At 72.4% G+C, this 16,173-nt stretch carries 14 protein-coding genes; 7 read left to right on the top strand and 7 right to left on the bottom strand.

Translation table 11 applies throughout. The features are described from left to right. Window positions 1–167: 167 nt before the first annotated feature. The 4 genes from QFZ71_RS19725 to QFZ71_RS19740 form a co-directional block, all read right to left on the bottom strand. Window positions 168–566, bottom strand: a complete 399-nt coding sequence (locus tag QFZ71_RS19725) for a hypothetical protein (protein WP_307669504.1) — start codon at window positions 564–566, stop codon at window positions 168–170. A gap of 128 nt (window positions 567–694) precedes the next feature. Beyond that, the gene (locus QFZ71_RS19730) at window positions 695–1,906 is read right to left on the bottom strand and encodes a pyridoxal phosphate-dependent aminotransferase (RefSeq protein ID WP_307669505.1); all 1,212 of its coding nucleotides are present in this window, start codon (window positions 1,904–1,906) and stop codon (window positions 695–697) included. Window positions 1,907–2,192: 286 nt separating this feature from the next. Continuing rightward, window positions 2,193–3,005, bottom strand: coding sequence for an arylamine N-acetyltransferase (locus tag QFZ71_RS19735; protein ID WP_307669506.1), 813 nt, complete (start codon window positions 3,003–3,005; stop codon window positions 2,193–2,195). Between the two features lie 187 nt (window positions 3,006–3,192). Next, a complete protein-coding gene (locus QFZ71_RS19740; RefSeq protein ID WP_307669507.1) occupies window positions 3,193–4,011 on the bottom strand; it encodes an NAD(P)-dependent oxidoreductase in 819 nt (272 codons plus the stop codon). Window positions 4,012–4,106: 95 nt separating this feature from the next. Between QFZ71_RS19740 and QFZ71_RS19745 the strand changes: the two genes are divergently transcribed. Beyond that, window positions 4,107–4,511, top strand: a complete 405-nt coding sequence (locus QFZ71_RS19745; RefSeq protein ID WP_307671520.1) for a helix-turn-helix domain-containing protein — start codon at window positions 4,107–4,109, stop codon at window positions 4,509–4,511. 169 nt (window positions 4,512–4,680) lie between these two features. Here the strand turns inward: QFZ71_RS19745 and QFZ71_RS19750 are convergent, their stop codons facing one another. Beyond that, entirely contained in the window at window positions 4,681–6,321 is a 1,641-nt protein-coding gene (locus tag QFZ71_RS19750) for an amidohydrolase family protein (protein WP_307669508.1), read from the bottom strand. 67 nt (window positions 6,322–6,388) lie between these two features. Further along, window positions 6,389–7,705, bottom strand: coding sequence for an alanine racemase (locus QFZ71_RS19755; protein WP_307669509.1), 1,317 nt, complete (start codon window positions 7,703–7,705; stop codon window positions 6,389–6,391). Window positions 7,706–7,839: 134 nt separating this feature from the next. Between QFZ71_RS19755 and QFZ71_RS19760 the strand changes: the two genes are divergently transcribed. From QFZ71_RS19760 to QFZ71_RS19775, 4 genes are all read left to right on the top strand, one after another. Next, on the top strand, window positions 7,840–8,925 hold the full coding sequence (locus QFZ71_RS19760) for a sugar kinase (protein ID WP_307669510.1): 1,086 nt from the start codon (window positions 7,840–7,842) through the stop codon (window positions 8,923–8,925). Then, window positions 8,922–9,680 carry an IclR family transcriptional regulator gene (locus QFZ71_RS19765; protein WP_307669511.1) on the top strand — a complete coding sequence of 253 codons (759 nt, stop codon included), beginning with the start codon at window positions 8,922–8,924 and terminating at the stop codon, window positions 9,678–9,680. The genes QFZ71_RS19760 and QFZ71_RS19765 overlap by 4 nt, the downstream gene beginning before the upstream one ends. Before the next feature lie 6 nt (window positions 9,681–9,686). Further along, a complete protein-coding gene (locus QFZ71_RS19770; RefSeq protein ID WP_307669512.1) occupies window positions 9,687–10,097 on the top strand; it encodes a RidA family protein in 411 nt (136 codons plus the stop codon). Between the two features lie 254 nt (window positions 10,098–10,351). Further along, complete coding sequence (locus QFZ71_RS19775; protein ID WP_307669513.1) at window positions 10,352–11,653, top strand: Nramp family divalent metal transporter; 1,302 nt, start codon at window positions 10,352–10,354, stop codon at window positions 11,651–11,653. 104 nt (window positions 11,654–11,757) lie between these two features. Here QFZ71_RS19775 and QFZ71_RS19780 read toward each other — a convergent pair whose 3' ends face one another. Further along, window positions 11,758–13,482 (bottom strand): chitinase, encoded by a 1,725-nt coding sequence (locus tag QFZ71_RS19780; protein ID WP_307669514.1) that lies wholly within the window; start codon window positions 13,480–13,482, stop codon window positions 11,758–11,760. Between the two features lie 837 nt (window positions 13,483–14,319). Here QFZ71_RS19780 and QFZ71_RS19785 point away from each other — a divergent pair. Both QFZ71_RS19785 and QFZ71_RS19790 read left to right on the top strand, forming a co-directional pair. After that, entirely contained in the window at window positions 14,320–15,186 is an 867-nt protein-coding gene (locus tag QFZ71_RS19785; RefSeq protein WP_307669515.1) for a hypothetical protein, read from the top strand. Window positions 15,187–15,459: 273 nt separating this feature from the next. After that, window positions 15,460–16,167 (top strand): Flp pilus assembly protein CpaB, encoded by a 708-nt coding sequence (locus QFZ71_RS19790; RefSeq protein ID WP_307669516.1) that lies wholly within the window; start codon window positions 15,460–15,462, stop codon window positions 16,165–16,167. The last annotated feature ends 6 nt before the right edge of the window (window positions 16,168–16,173 follow it).

Below are 16,173 nucleotides of genomic sequence, written 5' to 3' on the forward strand. Positions count from 1 at the left end.
GGGGCGGGGCCGCCCCGGTGTACGTGGCCGGGGCGCGCCGGTACGCGGTGGTCCGGGGCGCTCTCGACCGGTCGGGGCCGGCGCAGCCCGCGACCGGCCCCGGCCGGTGCGCTCACGAGCCGTGGCGCCCGGTCCGCACGCCCTGTGCGGCATGCGGACCGGGGCCGTCAGTGGGCGCCGACCAGCTGCCCGGAGGGGGCGGGGTCGGCGAGGGCCGCCGCGTGGGCGTCCATCCGCTCGGCGGAGAGGATGGCCGCGGCGGTGTCGGCGCGGGACGCGGCCACCACCAGCGCGCGGCCCGCGAGGGCGTGGGCGCGGCGGTGGAGCTCCGCGGGGGCGGCGTCGGTCAGCCCGGCGTGCCGGGCGGGCGGGGCGCCGCGCAGCCGGGCCACCTGCTCGGCGATGAGGTCGCCCGCCGTGCCGAGGCCCAGCTCGTCGGTGACCGCGAGGAGCGCGGCCAGACGCCCGGCGAGCTGGATGTCCAGCTCCTCCTCACGGCTGCGGTGCGGAAAGTCCGCGTCGTCGGCCGGCGTGTGGACCGAGGGGCTGCGGATCGGCTCGTACATGGATGGCCTCCCGATGGTGCGTAGCCCCATCCTACATTGGAATGAGTCTAAAGTTGTGCGCCATCCGGAGGAGGGTGTGGGCGGGATGGGCCCGGCCGTGGCGGAGCAGGGCAGGAGGGGCGGCGGGGCTACGGCTGTCCGTAGCCGTCCAGGAAGTTCCCGATCCTGGTCACGGCGTCCGTCAGATCCTCGACCGTCGGCAGCGTGACGATCCGGAAGTGATCGGGCTCCGGCCAGTTGAAGCCGGTGCCCTGCACGACCATGATCTTCTCGGCCCGCAGCAGGTCCAGCACCATCTGCCGGTCGTCCTTGATCTTGTAGACCGCCGGGTCGAGCCGGGGGAAGAGGTACAGCGCCCCCTTCGGCTTCACGCAGGTCACGCCGGGGATCGAGGTCAGCAGCTCGTACGCCGTGTCCCGCTGCTCCAGGATCCGGCCGCCCGGCAGCACCAGGTCCTCGATCGACTGCCGCCCGCCGAGCGCGGTGGCCACCGCGTGCTGCGAGGGCATGTTCGCGCACAGCCGCATGTTGGCCAGGATCGTCAGACCCTCGATGTACGAGGTGGCGTGCGCCTTGGGACCGCAGACGGCCATCCAGCCGGAGCGGTAGCCGGCCACCCGGTAGTTCTTGGAGAGCCCGTTGAACGTCAGCACCATGAGGTCCGGGGCGAGCGCCGCCGTCGGGGTGTGGGTCGCGCCGTCGTAGAGGATGCGGTCGTAGATCTCGTCGGAGCAGACGATCAGGTTGTGCCGGCGGGCGATCTCGGTGAGACCGCGCAGCATCTCGTCGTCGTACACCGCGCCGGTCGGATTGTTCGGGTTGATGATCACCAGGGCCTTGGTGCGGTCGGTGATCTTCCGCTCGATGTCCGCGAGGTCCGGCATCCAGTCGGACCGCTCGTCGCACCGGTAGTGCACGGCCGTCCCGCCCGCCAGCGAGACCGAGGCGGTCCACAGCGGATAGTCGGGGGCGGGTACGAGCACTTCGTCGCCGTCGTTCAGCAGGGCCTGCATCGACATCTGGATCAGCTCGGAGACGCCGTTGCCGAGGTAGACGTCCTCGACGTCGAGGTCGATCCCCTTGGTCTGGTAGTGCTGCGTCACCGCGCGGCGCGCCGACAGCAGGCCCTTCGCGTCGCCGTAGCCGTGCGCGCCCGCCACGTTGCGCAGGATGTCTTCCAGGATCTCCGGCGGGCACTCGAACCCGAACGCGGCGGGATTGCCCGTGTTCAGCTTGAGGATGCGCTGACCGGCCGCTTCCAGCCGCATCGCCTCCTCCAGCACGGGACCCCGGATCTCGTAACAGACATTGGCGAGCTTCGTGGACTGGATGACCTGCATGGCCGCGAGCTTACGGCGGCGTTTCGCGGGGTGCGCGGGGGTTGCTCCGGGTGCACCCCCTCCGGGTCCCGTCTCCAGGGCCGCCCCGTCTTCCATCGCCATGCCCGCCGCCGCCCCGGACCGTGGGATCGCCCGGTCGGGGCGGCGTCGCGGCTTGGATTGGACGCGTGGACGGCCCCCAGGGGTGAGATGCGCCACGCGGGGGCCGGAAGAAGGGCCTCGGCCCGGCTTCCGCGCGCTGCGGATGCCGCACGGCGGCCGTGACGCCCTGGACGCCGGGCCGCCGTCACTCCGGCAGGCGGGCGCCCTCCGGGAGGCGGAGGCCGAAGTCGTCCGCCAGGACCCGGAGCACCTCGTCGCCGTCCTTCAGCATCCGTTCCGTGACCGTGCCGTCGTCGGCCGTCTCCACCAGGTCGGCCCCGGACAGCGCGAGGTGGCTGCCGGCGCGGGTGCGCTGCGCGTACACCGCCTGCCGGAACGGGGAGCGCGGGTGCGTCGCGATGAACCAGTTGATCACCTCGTAGTCCGGCTGTTCCCACGGCTCCAGGGTGAACGTGTACTGCGGCTCCCACGCCCCGCCCTTCTCCAGCTGGAGCTCCCACAGCGGCAGCGGGCCGTCGTGCGGCGCGTGGACGAGGCGGTGGTGGCGCGGCGCGTCGAAGAGTTCGGCGCCCTCCACCAGCTCGATCGGCTCCAGCAGCGAGCCGACCGCGCCGAAGCCGACGTCCGCCAGGTACGGGTGCGGCTCCCCGGCCACGTCGACCCGCATGAGCATGTGCGTACGCGGCCGGACGTCGCCCGGCGCGGCGCCCAGCACCACGCGAGCGGCCAGCGGCGTCACGGTGAAGCCGATCTGCCGCAGCACCGCGGAGAGGAGGGTGTTCTGCTCGTAGCAGTACCCGCCGCGCCCCCCGCGTACGAGTTTCGCCTCCAGGTCGTCGAGGGCCAGCGACGGCGCGGAGCCGAGGACGGGTTCCAGGTTCTCGAACGGGATGCCGAGCAGATGGGCGCGGTGCACGGACCGCAGCACCTCCAGCGTGGGACGGGGCTCCCCGGTCCAGCCGATGCGGGCGAAGTAGGCGTCGAGATCGAGTGTCATACGCCGACCGTACGCAGCCGGGGCGCCGGCGTGCCTCCGGCCGGAGACGGACCTGGCCGTCCGGAGGGCCTCGGTCCCCGGACCGAGGCCCGGTGGACCCGCCCGGCCGCGCGGGGTCGGGACCTGTCCGTCGCGCGGGGCAGGGCGCGCGGGGTCGGGACCTGCCCGGCCGGGCGCGCCCCCTCCGCTACATGCCCTCCACCGCCCCCGCCGACGCGATCAGCAGCGCCGTGTCCACGCCCTGCTCGCGGGCCGTACGGAGCAGCGCCGCGTCACCGGCCTCCGCCACGGCCGCGCTGGTGGGGTCCTCGGGCGCCGGGCCGCCCGCGTACGCCGCCGTCGCCGGGGCCATCGCCACGAGCCAGTCCGCCACCAGCACGCCGAACGCCTTCCGGTCGATCTCCGCGTCCGCCACCAGCGCCGCCGCGTGCCGGGCCCCGGCGAACATGGCGGTCATCGCGCTGAGCAGCGCCACGTCCTGGAGCGCGGCGAGACCCGGATCGGCACCGACGTACCGGGTGGCAGCGGGCACGGCCAGGACCGCGCGGTGGGCGTCGAAGACCTCGGGGGAGCCGCTGTAGAAGACGTAACCGCCGGCCTCCGGCGCCCCGATCATCGGCGGCACGGCCATGATGCCGCCGTCCAGGAAGCGCGCGCCGCGCTCGTTCGCCCAGGCCGCGCGGGCGCGCGACTCGGCCGGGGTGGAGGTGGTGAGGTCGACGAGGTCCTTGCCCGTGAGGTCGGCGTCGGCCAGGGCCTCCCGGACCGAGGCGTCGTCCAGGAGGCAGGTGACGACGAGCGGGCTCGCGGCCACCGCCTCCGCGGCGGTGGAGGCCACCCGCGCGCCCGCGGCGGCGAGTTCGGCGGTACGGCCGGGGCTGCGGTTCCAGACGGTCAGGGGGTGCCCGGCGGCGAGCCAGGTACGGGCGAGCGCGGCGCCCATCGCGCCGAGGCCGAGCAGGGTGAGAGGGGCGGGAGCGGAGGAAGCGACGGTGTGATCAGGCATGGCGATTAGGCTGGTCGACGGCGCCGGGAGCGACAAGTACCCACTATGGAGTGGGTGGTTACCTCACGGTGAGCGACCAGGTGGGAGGGGTGGCGATGCGGATCGTACGGCGGCCGGGGGCCTTCGTCTGCGGGATCGACGCGGCGATGGACGTGATCGGCGGCAAGTGGAAGGTGCTCATCTTGTGGGCGCTCAACGAGCGGGTCTGCCGCTTCGGCGAGCTGCGCCGGGCCGTGCCCGGCGTGACGGAGAAGGTGCTCAGCTCCCACCTCAGGGAGTTGGAGGACGACGGCATCGTGCACCGGGAGGTGTACGCCGAGGTGCCGCCGCGCGTGGAGTATTCGCTCACCCCGCTGGGCCTCTCGCTGAACGCGGCGCTGGAGCCGTTGGGGCGGTGGGGGCGTGACCACATCTACCGGGGCGCGGACTCCACCGTGACGGAGCCGCCCGCCGAGCCGGTCGCCGAGCCGGTGGTGGGCCTGGGGTACGGCCGGGCGTAGCCCCCGGCCGGTCACGGATTCTTGTGACGGCCCGGCGGCTGCGCAGGCCCGCGCGGGCCCGCGCGGGCCGAAGCCGGAAGACCTCCGGCCTCGGCATCACCGGAGGTACCCGTCATGCGACCTCGGCCGGTCCCCCCTTGCGGCCCCGGCCCCGCTCCCCGGTGCGTCCTCAGACGGCCCCGGACCCGGCCCTCGCCGCGCCCGCTCCCCGGATCGCCCGGCCCGCCAGTACCGATGTCCGCTTCCCGTCCTCGATGACGAAGCGGCCGTCGATCAGGACGTGCGGAATGCCCACCGGCAGCGTGCGCGGCTCCTCGAACGTGGAGCCCGCCGCCACCGTCTCCGGGTCGAACAGCACCAGGTCCGCGCGGTACCCCTCGCGCACCAGCCCCCGGTCCGCGAGCCGCAGCCGGGCGGCCGGGCGCGAGGTCAGGTGGGCCACGCACTCCTCCAGCGAGAGGATGCCCAACTCCCGTGCGTACCGGCCCAGATAGTGCGGGAACGTGCCGTACGCGCGCGGGTGCGGCTTGTCGCCCCGGAGGATGCCGTCGCTGCCGCCGGTGTGCGCGGGGTGGCGCATGATCTGCCGGACGTTCTCCTCGTGGCCCACGTGCTGGAGGATCGTCGTCCCGAGCCGGTCCTCGCTCAGCAGCCGCCGCGCGGTCACCCATGGCTCCTCGCCCCGCAGCGCCGCCGACTCGGCCACCGTACGGCCCACGTACGCGGCCAGATGGGGCGCGCCGACGCCGGAGATCTCGATGGTGTCCCACGCGATCGGCACCCCGTGGCAGCCGTCCGAGCCCCGGACCTCCAGGTGGTGCCGGATCTTCTCCGCGCTCGAAGGCTCCCCGAGCCGGGCCAGGACCGATTCGGGTCCGCCCTCGCTCGCCCAGCTCGGCAGCATGGCCACCAGCGTGGTGCAGCCCGGCGTGTACGGGTAGGTGTCGAGCGAGATGTCGGACCCGGCCGCCAGTGCGTCGTCGAGCAGCGCGAGGAGGTCCGGCGCCCGGCCCCTGTTCACGCCGAAGTTCATGGTGGCGTGGGCGAGATGGAGCGCGCAGCCGGCCCGCCGGGTCAGCCGCACCATCTCCGCGTACGCCTCCAGCGCCCCCGCCCCGTAACTGCGGTGGTGCGGGCAGTAGTAGCCGCCGTGGTGGGCCACCACCCGGCACAACTCGGTGAGTTCGGCGTCGTCCGCGTACATGCCCGGCGTGTAGGTCAGGCCCGAGGACATGCCGACCGCGCCCTCGCGCATACCCTGGTCCACCAGCTCCCGCATCCGGGTCAGTTCGGCGTCGGTGGCGGGCCGGTCCTCCCAGCCGAGCGCGTACATCCGGACCGTGCCCTGCGGGATCAGATAGGCGGCGTTGACCGCGATGCCCTGGCCGCCGAAGTTCCGGTCGAGCCGGTCCAGATAGCCGCCGACCGTACGCCAGTCGAAGTCGATGTCGGAGCCGTCGCCGTTCCAGCCGGAGATGGAGCGGCGGACCTCGGCGAGCGTGCGGTCGTCCACCGGGGCGTACGACAGCCCGTCCTGGCCCAGGACTTCGAGCGTGACGCCCTGCGCCGCCTTCGCGCTGTGGTCCGGGTCGCGCAGCAGTGCCAGATCGCTGTGGGCGTGCATGTCGATGAAGCCGGGGGCGAGCGCGAGGCCGTCCGCGTCCACGGTCCGGGCGGCGGTGGGGCGGGGGCCGGGGGAGCCCTCGGCGTGGACCTCGGCCAGACGTCCGCCGTCGAGGGCCACATCGGCGCGGTAGGAGGGGCCCCCGGTGCCGTCGACGACGAGCGCGCCACGCAGGACGAGGTCCATGGGCCGCCTTTCATGATGGGGAAGCGGAGGGAGGAAGCAGGGGCGGGGGCGGTGCCGCCCGGCGGTTCTAGAAGAACGTCCGGATGTAGTCGGTGACCGTGCCGTCCGCCTCGACCCGCGGGATCAGCTGCCACTTGTCGAAGCTGGTGCAGGGGTGCGAGAGGCCCATGCCGACCCAGTCGCCCACCTCCAGCTCCGCCCCTTCCTCCGTACGCACCCAGGTGTGCTGGTCGGACAGGCCGGTGACCGTGACCCCGGCGGCCGGCCGCACCGAGCCGTCCCGGCCGGAGCGGATCACCTGCGCCTCGGGCAGATGCAGGTCGTACGCCGCGTCGCGCTTGCCCGCGTTCAGGAACGCCTGCTCGCCGGAGGGGCGCGAGACGACCTGCGCCCAGAGGCGGAAGGCGGGCTCCAGCGCACCCTCCTCCGGGACCCGGTTGAACGGGGTGAGGTGCTTGTAGTGCCCGTCGTCGTGCGAGACGTACGCTCCGGAACGCAGCAACTTGCATACAGGCAGGCTCAGTTCGGGGATCTCCGCGAAGACGTCCGCGACCGCGTCGAACCAGGCGCTGCCGCCCGCGCTGATCACGATCTCCTCGGCCCCGGCGAACCGCCCGTCCGCGTCGAACCCGGCCGCCAGCGCGACGAGGCGGCGCAGCCATGCCCGTACCCGGTCGGGATCGGCCTCCGGCACCTCGCCCTCGTACCCGGCGACGCCCACCAGCCGCAGCGATCCGGCCGCCGCCACCGCGTCGGCCACCGCCGCGCAGTCGGTCTCGGTGCGGACCCCGGTGCGCGCCCCCTCGCCCGCGCCCAGCTCCACGACCACGTCGACCGGGCGGGTGGCGCCCGCCGCGCCCAGGGCCGCCTCCATCAGCTCGACGCCGCGCACGGAGTCGACGTAGCAGACGAAGCGGAACGACGGGTCGGCCGCCATCTCGCCGGCCAGCCAGCGCAGGGCCACCGCGTCGACCAGCTCGTTGGCGAGGAAGATCCGCCCGATGCCGTACGCCCGGTAGACCCGCGCCTGGTGCGGCACGGCGGCCGTGATGCCCCACGCGCCGCGTCCGAGCTGCTCGGCGAAGAGCTGCGGGGACATGGACGTCTTGCCGTGCGGGGCGAACGCGAGGCCGTGGCGCTCGGCGTACGTCTCCAGCAGGTCGAGGTTGTGTGCGACCGACTCGGCGGAGAGCGCGAGCACGGGGGTGGTGAACCCGCCGGTGAAGAGGTTGCGCCGCTCGGCCGCCAGGGTGCCGACGGTCAGGCCCTCGGCGTCCGGGGGCAGCGCCTTGAAGCGGTGGTCGAGCCGTTCGTCGGCCAGGCCGGCCGCCAGGGAGGCGGGGGAGGGGGCGGGGGTGTGGCCGGTGGGGCGTTCGGCTGCCAAGGGGGACTCCTCGAAGTTTGTTGCACCATATGCAACACCCATTGCGTATATCGCTCAAGGCTGTCTAACATCCGAGCCGATGCCCGGTCAATGGTGACCTCCGCCCCGTACACCGATCAGCGAGGAGCCCTCCCGTGTCCGGACCCGCAGCAGGGACGGTCTCAGCCGCCGCGACCACCGACGTCGTCTGTCTCGGTGAGTCCATGGTGACGTTCCTGCCCTCGCAGCCCGGCCGCCTCGCCGACGTGCCCTCCTTCGGGCGCGGGATCGGCGGGGCCGAGTCCAACGTGGCCTGCGCCCTGGCCGCCGCCGGGCACCGGGCGGCCTGGGTCGGCCGGGTCGGCGCGGACGGCTTCGGCGACCACCTCGTCGAGACCATCGCGTCCTACGGGGTCGACACCTCGGCCGTCCGCCGCGATCCGGCCCGCCCGACCGGGATCTACTTCCGCACGGCCGCCGACCGGGGCACCGCCACGCACGAGGTCGCCTACTACCGGGCGGGGTCGGCGGCGTCCGCGATGTCCCCGGAGAACGTTCCGCGCGACGACCTCTTCGCGGGCCGCGTCCTGCACCTGTCCGGGATCACGGCCGCGCTGTCGGCCGACTGCCTCGCCCTGCTGCGGGAGGCGACGGCTCCGCGCGCCGGCCGGCCGCTGGTGTCGTTCGACGTGAACCACCGGCCGAGGCTGTGGCACGGGTCCGACGCGGACGCCTCCGTACTGCTGGAGCTGGCCCGCCGGGCCGACCTGGTCTTCGTCGGAGAGGACGAGGCGGAGGAGGCGTGGGGGATCGTGGGCGCGGAGGCGATCCGGGCGGCGCTGCCGGAGCCTTCCGCGGTGGTCGTGAAGCGGGGGAGCAGAGGCGCGACGGTGTTCTCGGGAGCCCGCTCCTCCCGCACCGGAGGGGCTGGAGGCGGCGACACCGTCACCCGTGTCCCCGGCCTCCACGTCGACGTCGTCGCCGCCGTCGGGGCCGGGGACGCGTTCGCCGCCGGGTTCCTCTCCGCCACCCTGCGCGGACTGCCCGTCCGGGACCGGGGCCGGCACGGGCACCTCATGGCCGCCGCCGTCCTCACCGTCCCCGGCGACCTCACCGCACCGCCCGCCCGCGACCACGCCGACCGCCTCGTCGCCCTCGACGACGACGCCTGGGGGAGACTTCGTCTCGCCCCCGGCTGGACCTCGGCCGGCCGGGCCCCCGAGGAGGTACGTACACCATGAGCCAGACCGTCGACCGGGCGCTGAGCATCCTGCCGCTGCTCGCCCGGGGACCCGCCGACCTCGGCCAGGTCGCCGAGCGGCTCGGCGTCCACAAGTCCACGGCGCTGCGCCTGCTGCGTACGCTCCACGAGCACGGCCTCGTCTACCGCCAGGAGGACCAGCGCTACCGCCTCGGCGCCCGGCTGTTCGCCCTCGCGCAGGAGGCCGTCGAGAACCTGGACGTACGCGAGATCGCCCACTCCCACCTGGTCGCGCTGAACGACCGGTGCGGGCACACCGTCCACCTCGCCGTGTACGAGGAACAGGAAGTCCTCTACATCGACAAGGTCGAGAGCCGCTACCCGGTCCGGATGTACTCCCGGATCGGCAAGCCCGTGGCGATCACCGTCGCCGCCGTCGCCAAGCTGCTGCTGGCCGACCTCCCCGAGCCCGAGCGGCGCGCCATCGCCGAGAAGCTCGACTACCCCCTGTACACGTCCCGTTCGACGCCCGACGCGGCCGCGTTCCTCAAGGAGCTGGCCGTCGTCCGCGAACAGGGCTGGGCCACCGACCTCGGCGGCCACGAGGAGTCCATCAACTGCATCGGCGCCCCCATCCGCGGCGCGGACGGGCGGGTCGTCGCGGCCATGTCCGTGTCCGCACCGAACGTGGTCGTCACGGCCGAGGAACTCCTCACCCTGCTCCCGCTGGTCCGGCGCACGGCCGAGACCATCAGCCGGGAGTACTCCGGTACCACCCGACCCAAGAAAGTCTGATCACCCATGACCGAGAAGACCGCCCTCACCCCCTCCACCCACACCACGCCGCCGGCGAAGTTCTCGCACGGCGTGAGGAAGGGGAACATCCTCCAGGTCGCCGGCCAGGTCGGCTTCCTCCCCGCCGTGGAGGGCCAGGCCCCCACCCCGGCCGGCCCCACCCTGCGCGAGCAGACCCTCCAGACCTTCGCCAACGTCAAGGCGATCCTGGAGGAGGGCGGCGCGAGCTGGGACGACGTGATGATGATGCGCGTCTACCTGACCGACGTGGACCACTTCGCGGAGATGAACGAGATCTACAACGCCTACTTCGCCGAGCAGAACCTGAAGGAGGCCCCCTCGGCCCGCACGACGGTCTACGTCGGTCTTCCCGCGGGCCTGCTCATCGAGATCGACGCGCTCGCGGTCCTGAGCTGACCCGCCCCGACCCACCCCGGCCGGACCCGACCCACCCCGGCCGGACCCGACCCACCCCGGCCGGACCCGACCCACCCCGGCCCGCTGACCGCCTTGCTCCGCCGAACGCCGTGTCCCGCGAACGTCCCGGCCCGCCGTCCGCTGTTCGGGCGGCCATGGCCGGGACGTCGTCCTTCGGGATCCACGGGTCGCGGGTGACGATGGCCATCCACGCCCTCTTGTGCCGCCCCGCCGATTGCGCTTCCTTGATCCGCATGGCGGAGACAAGCGCAACCACAGGGACAGGGGAGCCGGCCTCCCGACCGCGCAGGTCCAGTTGGAGGTACATCGGTCCCGGCATCGTCGTCGCGGCGACCGGGGTCGGGGCCGGCGACCTCGTCGCCACGCTGATCGCGGGCAGCACATTCGGCTACACCCTGATGTGGGCGGCGGTGATCGGCTGCGTCGTCAAGATCTCGCTCGCCGAGGCGGCCGGGCGCTGGCACCTGGCGACCGGCCGTACGCTCTTCGACGGGTGGCGCAGCCTGGGCCCCTGGACCACCGTGTACTTCGCGGTCTACGTCGTCGTCTGGGGCTTCATCTACGGGGCGACGGCCATGTCCTCCAGCGCCCTGCCCATCGTCGCGCTCTTCCCCGACGGGCCGGGTCTGAAGTTCTGGGCGATCGTGACCGGCCTGATCGGGCTGGTCTTCGTCTGGTTCAACCGGTACGCCGTCTTCGAGAAGGTCATGACGGTCCTGATCGGCATCATGTTCGTGGTGGTCGTGTACGTGGCCCTCCGCGTCGTGCCGGACGTCGGGGCCTCGTTCGCCGGGCTGCTGCCCGTGCTCCCGGACGGCTCGCTCCTCTACACGCTCGGCCTGATCGGCGGCGTCGGCGGCACGATCACCATGGCCGCGTACGGGTACTGGGTCAACGCCAAGGGGTGGAGCGACTCCTCCTGGATGAAGGTGATGCGGCTCGACAACCGGGTCGCCTACATCACCACCGGGATCTTCGTCGTGGCGATGCTCATCGTCGGCGCCGAACTGCTGCACGCCTCGCAGACCGCTCTCACCTCCGGCGACCGGGGGCTGATCGACCTGGGCACGGTGCTGGAGGACCGTTTCGGCGCGGGTACCGCCAGGCTGTTCCTGGTCGGCTTCTTCGCCACCTCGTTCTCGTCGCTGATCGGCGTCTGGCACGGGGTGAGCCTGATGTTCGCCGACTTCGTGGAACGGTTCCGGGCGCCCGCGGCCGAGACCGGGGAGAAGGCCGGCCCCACCGTCGCCGACCGGCAGCAGCGCTCGATGCCCTTCCGCGCCTACCTGCTGTGGCTGACCTTCCCGCCCATGACCCTGCTCTGGCTGGACGAACCCTTCGGCCTCGTCATCGCGTACGGGGTGCTCGGCGCGTTCTTCATGCCGTTCCTCGCCCTGACCCTGCTCTGGCTGCTCAACTCCTCCCGTACGCCCGGTGAGTGGCGCAACGGGTGGGTCAGCAACGGAATGCTCGCCCTGTCCGGCCTGCTGTTCGTCGTGCTGTGCGTCCAGCAGGTGCGTGAACTGCCCTGGTGACCGCCGGGACGCGGTGCGGACGGTGACGCCGGAACGCAGCAGCGCCGCCGGGGGAGCGGCGGCGCTGCGGGTCCGGGGTGGTGCGGGGGAGGGGCGGGTACGGGCTACGGCAGGCTGCGGACGTGCGGGCCGACCGCCTTCGACCAGGCGAACCCGGCCGTCGCGTCCCAGTTCGTCGACCAGGTCATCGCGCCGCGCAGCGACGGGTAGGTCCTGGACGGCTTGAACGAACCGCAGTTGGTGCCCTTGGTCAGGCAGTCCAGCGCCGCGTTCACGACCGACGGGGCGACGTAGCCGCTGCCCGCGCCGCGCGTGGAGGCGGGGACGCCGATGCCGACCTGGGACGGGTCGAGGCCGCCCTCCAGCTGGATGCAGGCGAGTGCGGTGAGGAAGTCCACCGAGCCCTGCGAGTAGACCTTGCCGTCACAGCCGAGCATCGAACCGCTGTTGTAGTACTGCATGTTGACGACCGTCAGGATGTCCTTGACGTTCAGCGCGGTCTTGAAGTACTCGCCCGACGTCGACTGCATGTCGATGGTCTGCGGGGCCATGGTGAGGACCAGGCCGGGGCCCGCCTTCGCCGAGAGCTGGCGCAGCGCCTTGGTCATGTACGTGGCGTTGAGGCCGTTCTCCAGGTCGATGTCGACCCCGTTGAAGCCCCAGTCCTGCATCAGCGCGTGGACCGAGTTGGCGAACGCGGTGGCGGAGGCGTCGTTGTCGACGCGGACCGTGCCCAGCTCGCCGCCGATGGAGATGATGACGTTCTTGCCGGCCGCCTGCTTGGCCTTGATGTCCGCGCGGAACTGCGCCTCGGTGTAGCCGTTCAGTCCGGCGGTGTCCAGGTTGAAGGTGACCGCGCCCTGCGTCGCCGTGGCGTCCGCGAAGGAGACCGCGATGATGTCGTAGTCGGCCGGGACGTCGCTCAGCTTCTGGACGGTGGCGCCGTTGTTGAAGTTCTGCCAGTAACCGGTCACCGCGTGCTTGGGCACGGAGGTCACCGGGCCGGTGCCGTTCTTGGCCGTACGGGCGGTGATCGCCGCCGACTTGACCGACTCGCCGGCCGCGTTGGTGGCGCTCACCGAGAACTGGTAGGCGGTGTCGGCGCTCAGGCCGGTGACGGTCGCCGAGGTGCCGGTGGAGGTGGTGGCCTTCGCGCCGTCCCGGTACACGGTGTACCCGGTGGCGCCGGAGACCGCGTTCCACGACAGGGCGACGGAGGACGTGGTGGTCGCGCCCGCCGTGAGGCCGGCCGGGGTCGCCGGGACGACGGGGCCGGGCTCCTCGCCGCCTCCGCCGTCGGGACCGGTCACCTCGATGTCGTCGGCGAAGTAGGCGGCCTGCCCGTACCAGCCGTGGGTGTACACGGTCACCGAGGTGGTGTTGGCGCCGGTTTTGAAGCTCGTGGACAGCTTGGTCCAGGTGGAGGAGCCCGGTGTCCAGGTGGACACGTCGGTGGTGCCGGTGCCGCTCGCTCCGAGGTAGGCGTAGCCGCCCTGCACCCAGGAACTGAGCGTGTACGTCGAGTTGGGCTGCACCTTGACCGACTGCGAGCACTTGGCGTTGTCGTGGCCGGCGGGGGTGGCCTTCAGCGCGGACGTACCGCTGCGTACGGGGGTGGAGACTGCGGCGCCGGTGCCCCCGGTACAGGTCCAGTTCGCCAGGCCCGCTTCGAAGCCCGCGTTCTTGGCGTTGTTGACGTCGGCGGCCTGGGCGGTGCTGACGAGTCCGGTGACGGTCAGGGCCGCTGCGGCGGCGACGGCCAGGGTGGAGCCGAGCACGGGCCGGGAGCGGCGCCTGCTTCTGCGACTGCTGCCTGCGGAGCGTTCCACTGATGCCTCCGGGGGGGGAGTTGGGGGGTGGCGGATCGTGCGGGGATGCCGGGCGGACGTCGGGGCCGGGCCGCACGGCGGGCGGGGCGGGGGATCGCGCGACCGCTGGCCGCGCTGCTGGTGTTCGTGAAGCGGGGGTCGGTGAAACACGGGTGCGTGACGTCGTGCCGCGACGCGGGGGCTGCGACGCGTGGTGCGGTGGAGCAGGAGGTGCTGGACCGGGACGGTGAACAGGGGGTGATGTTCCGGGAGCGGTGGCCACCGCTTGGCGCACAAAGCTGGTCCAGACCATTCGAGTTGTCAAGACCTCTGGCAGTGAGGCCTGTTCACGAGGGTGCGCGGGCGGGCGCACGGCCACCTCCGAGCGGCCGACGCGACCTCCCCCGGTACGGCCGACACGACCACCCCCGTACGGGGGTGCCGGACCGGATTCCTCCCGCTCGGGAACGTCCGCGCGAGCGCTCCCCGCCCCCCGCACGAGTGATCTTGCGCGGCGTCTCCGGATGGTCACGGAAACGACCGTACGGAAAGGCGGTCGGGTGCCCCGGAATCCACTCTGACGTGCGCGAACGGATAGGCGGGGGAAATCCGGCGGTGTTCGAAGGTGACGCTCCGCAAGGAAAGCCGGGAGGCGGGAAATCGATTTCATCCCGTTTAGCCCTCGGGTTCCGCAGGAACAGCGTTCGGATGTTGTCGTACTGGTCTCCGATAACTGTTCTCTGCCTGGTGAGACGTGGCTACAGTGCTGGGTCAGGAGCACGGAGCAGGAGCGATTGCGGCCGGCGTCCCCACGCCGGCCGGAGCCGAAACGGGGAGAGCGTGCCGACCGCGATAGCAGTGACGAGCGCAGACCTGGTGCTGCCGCCGACCGACCAGCAGACGCCGACCGCCGCGCTGCTCCAAGCCCCCGAGGCCCAGGCGCTGGAGCTGGCCATCGGCGACATGCACCTGCTGCTCGAACAGCACGGGTATGTGATCGCCCTGTACCCCTCGGGCATCCGGCCCGAGCACGAGCGCCGCCTCCACTCCATCCGCTCGGTGCTGGAGAGCGACCGGATCGCCCTGGTCAAGGTCGATCTCCCGCCCCTGGGCGTCGCCGTACTGGTGCGCCAGCTACGGCAGTTGTCCATCTGCGACTTCAGCCCCGGCGTGGTCGCCGCCGCCGCCCGGCTGCTCTCGCACTACATCTACGCCGGCGCCCTCCTCAACTCCGTCGCCCGGCTCGACCGGGTCCCGGTCAGCCTCAAGAGCCACGCCAAGTCCTGGGTCCCCGGCAGCCAGTTCGCCGTGCTCGCCGGCCCCGAGGCGCAACTGGTGAAGGTGGGGCCGACCGCGGAACCGCTGACGGGGCCGGACTTCGCCACGCATCTTCTGGTGGCCAAGGGGAATCTTCAGTCGGACTGGGTACAGGAGACCCTCGCGCCCGCCTGGAAGGTCCAGGCCGTTCACGACACGGCTGTCCCGTCCGACTCGCCGCGCTGGTGGGGTACGGGAAAGCTCGTGGAGTTCGCCGCCCACCTCCCGGACCTCTCGGTGCTCTACCAGCTGGTCGCCTCCGTGCGCCGGGAGAAATGCCACTGGTGCGCCATGGAACTCATCGGCGACCGCTGCGCATTCTGTTCCGCACCTCTCGCGGCTCCGGAGAACCGCGCGCTCCCCTCCGGTGTCCTCCACCGTGGGACCGGCGAATCCCCGGGCCCGTAGCCACGACCGCTTCTCCCCGTCCCCGTCCCCGCGCCCGGTCGCTCCTCCCGCACCGGCCCCACCGCTCCCGACGTTCCGCACCACCTCTGCCGCCCGGCCCCGCCCCACGGGCCGCGCACCGCCGTCTCCTCCCACGGCACGCCGCCGCACCTCCGCGGACGCGTCACCGCACACCGCCCCACCGAACCTCTCCAGAACTCCACCGCTCCCCAGCTCCGCCCCTTCCTCCGCTGTCCACCCCACGCATCCGATTCGAACGAGGTTGTCCGGACCATGAACTCCCGCCAGCGCCGCGGCGTGATACTCCTGCTCCTGTCGGTCCTGTGTGCCTTCGCGGCCTTCGCCGGGGTGCTCTCGGTGATCAGCGACGTCAACTCGAAGGTCGGCCCCGAGGTGACGGCGTACCGGCTGAAGACCAACGTGGCTCCGTACACCGCCCTGAACAGCGGCCAGTTCGAGAAGATCACGATGCCCAAACGGTGGCTCTCGGAGAACGCCGTGACCGACCTGCGGGAGGTCGAGTCGAAGATCGCGGTCACCGAGCTGCGCTCGGGCTCCCTCCTCCAGTCGGACATGATGGTCCGCAAGCCCGAACTCCGCGCCGGTGAGCAGGAGATCGCCATCATGATCGACGCCTCCACCGGCGTCGCCGGCAAGATCACGCCGGGCGCGACGGTCAACATCTACGCCACGTTCGCCGGCGAGCAGCAGGGCGACCCCGCGCAGTCCAAAGTCATCGTCGCCAACGCCAAGGTGCTGGACGTCGGTGAGCTGACCGCCCTGAACCCGCGCCCGGACGACCGGGGCACCGGGGCGACCGAGGCCGTGCCGATCACCTTCGCCCTGAACACGCTGGACACCCAGCGCGTCGCCTACGCCGAGTCGTTCGCCGAGCACGTCCGCCTCGCGCTCGTGGCCCCCGGCAGCGACGGCACCATCCGCCCGGGCGACCGCACCTACACGCTCGACAAGGACAAGTGAGGCTGG

The organism is Streptomyces sp. V2I9 (assembly GCF_030817475.1).
In the GTDB taxonomy this organism is placed as follows: Bacteria; Actinomycetota; Actinomycetes; order Streptomycetales; family Streptomycetaceae; genus Streptomyces.

Bases quoted from the DNA above. Each gene is read 5' to 3' on its own strand.
- QFZ71_RS19730 (WP_307669505.1), bottom strand. From the start codon at position 1,906: ATGCAGGTCATCCAGTCCACGAAGCTCGCCAATGTCTGTTACGAGATC.
- QFZ71_RS19790 (WP_307669516.1), top strand. From the start codon at position 15,460: ATGAACTCCCGCCAGCGCCGCGGCGTGATACTCCTGCTCCTGTCGGTC.
- QFZ71_RS19770 (WP_307669512.1), top strand. From the start codon at position 9,687: ATGACCGAGAAGACCGCCCTCACCCCCTCCACCCACACCACGCCGCCG.
- QFZ71_RS19725 (WP_307669504.1), bottom strand. From the start codon at position 566: ATGTACGAGCCGATCCGCAGCCCCTCGGTCCACACGCCGGCCGACGAC.
- QFZ71_RS19745 (WP_307671520.1), top strand. From the start codon at position 4,107: ATGCGGATCGTACGGCGGCCGGGGGCCTTCGTCTGCGGGATCGACGCG.
- QFZ71_RS19750 (WP_307669508.1), bottom strand. From the start codon at position 6,321: ATGGACCTCGTCCTGCGTGGCGCGCTCGTCGTCGACGGCACCGGGGGC.
- QFZ71_RS19765 (WP_307669511.1), top strand. From the start codon at position 8,922: ATGAGCCAGACCGTCGACCGGGCGCTGAGCATCCTGCCGCTGCTCGCC.
- QFZ71_RS19735 (WP_307669506.1), bottom strand. From the start codon at position 3,005: ATGACACTCGATCTCGACGCCTACTTCGCCCGCATCGGCTGGACCGGG.
- QFZ71_RS19740 (WP_307669507.1), bottom strand. From the start codon at position 4,011: ATGCCTGATCACACCGTCGCTTCCTCCGCTCCCGCCCCTCTCACCCTG.
- QFZ71_RS19775 (WP_307669513.1), top strand. From the start codon at position 10,352: ATGGCGGAGACAAGCGCAACCACAGGGACAGGGGAGCCGGCCTCCCGA.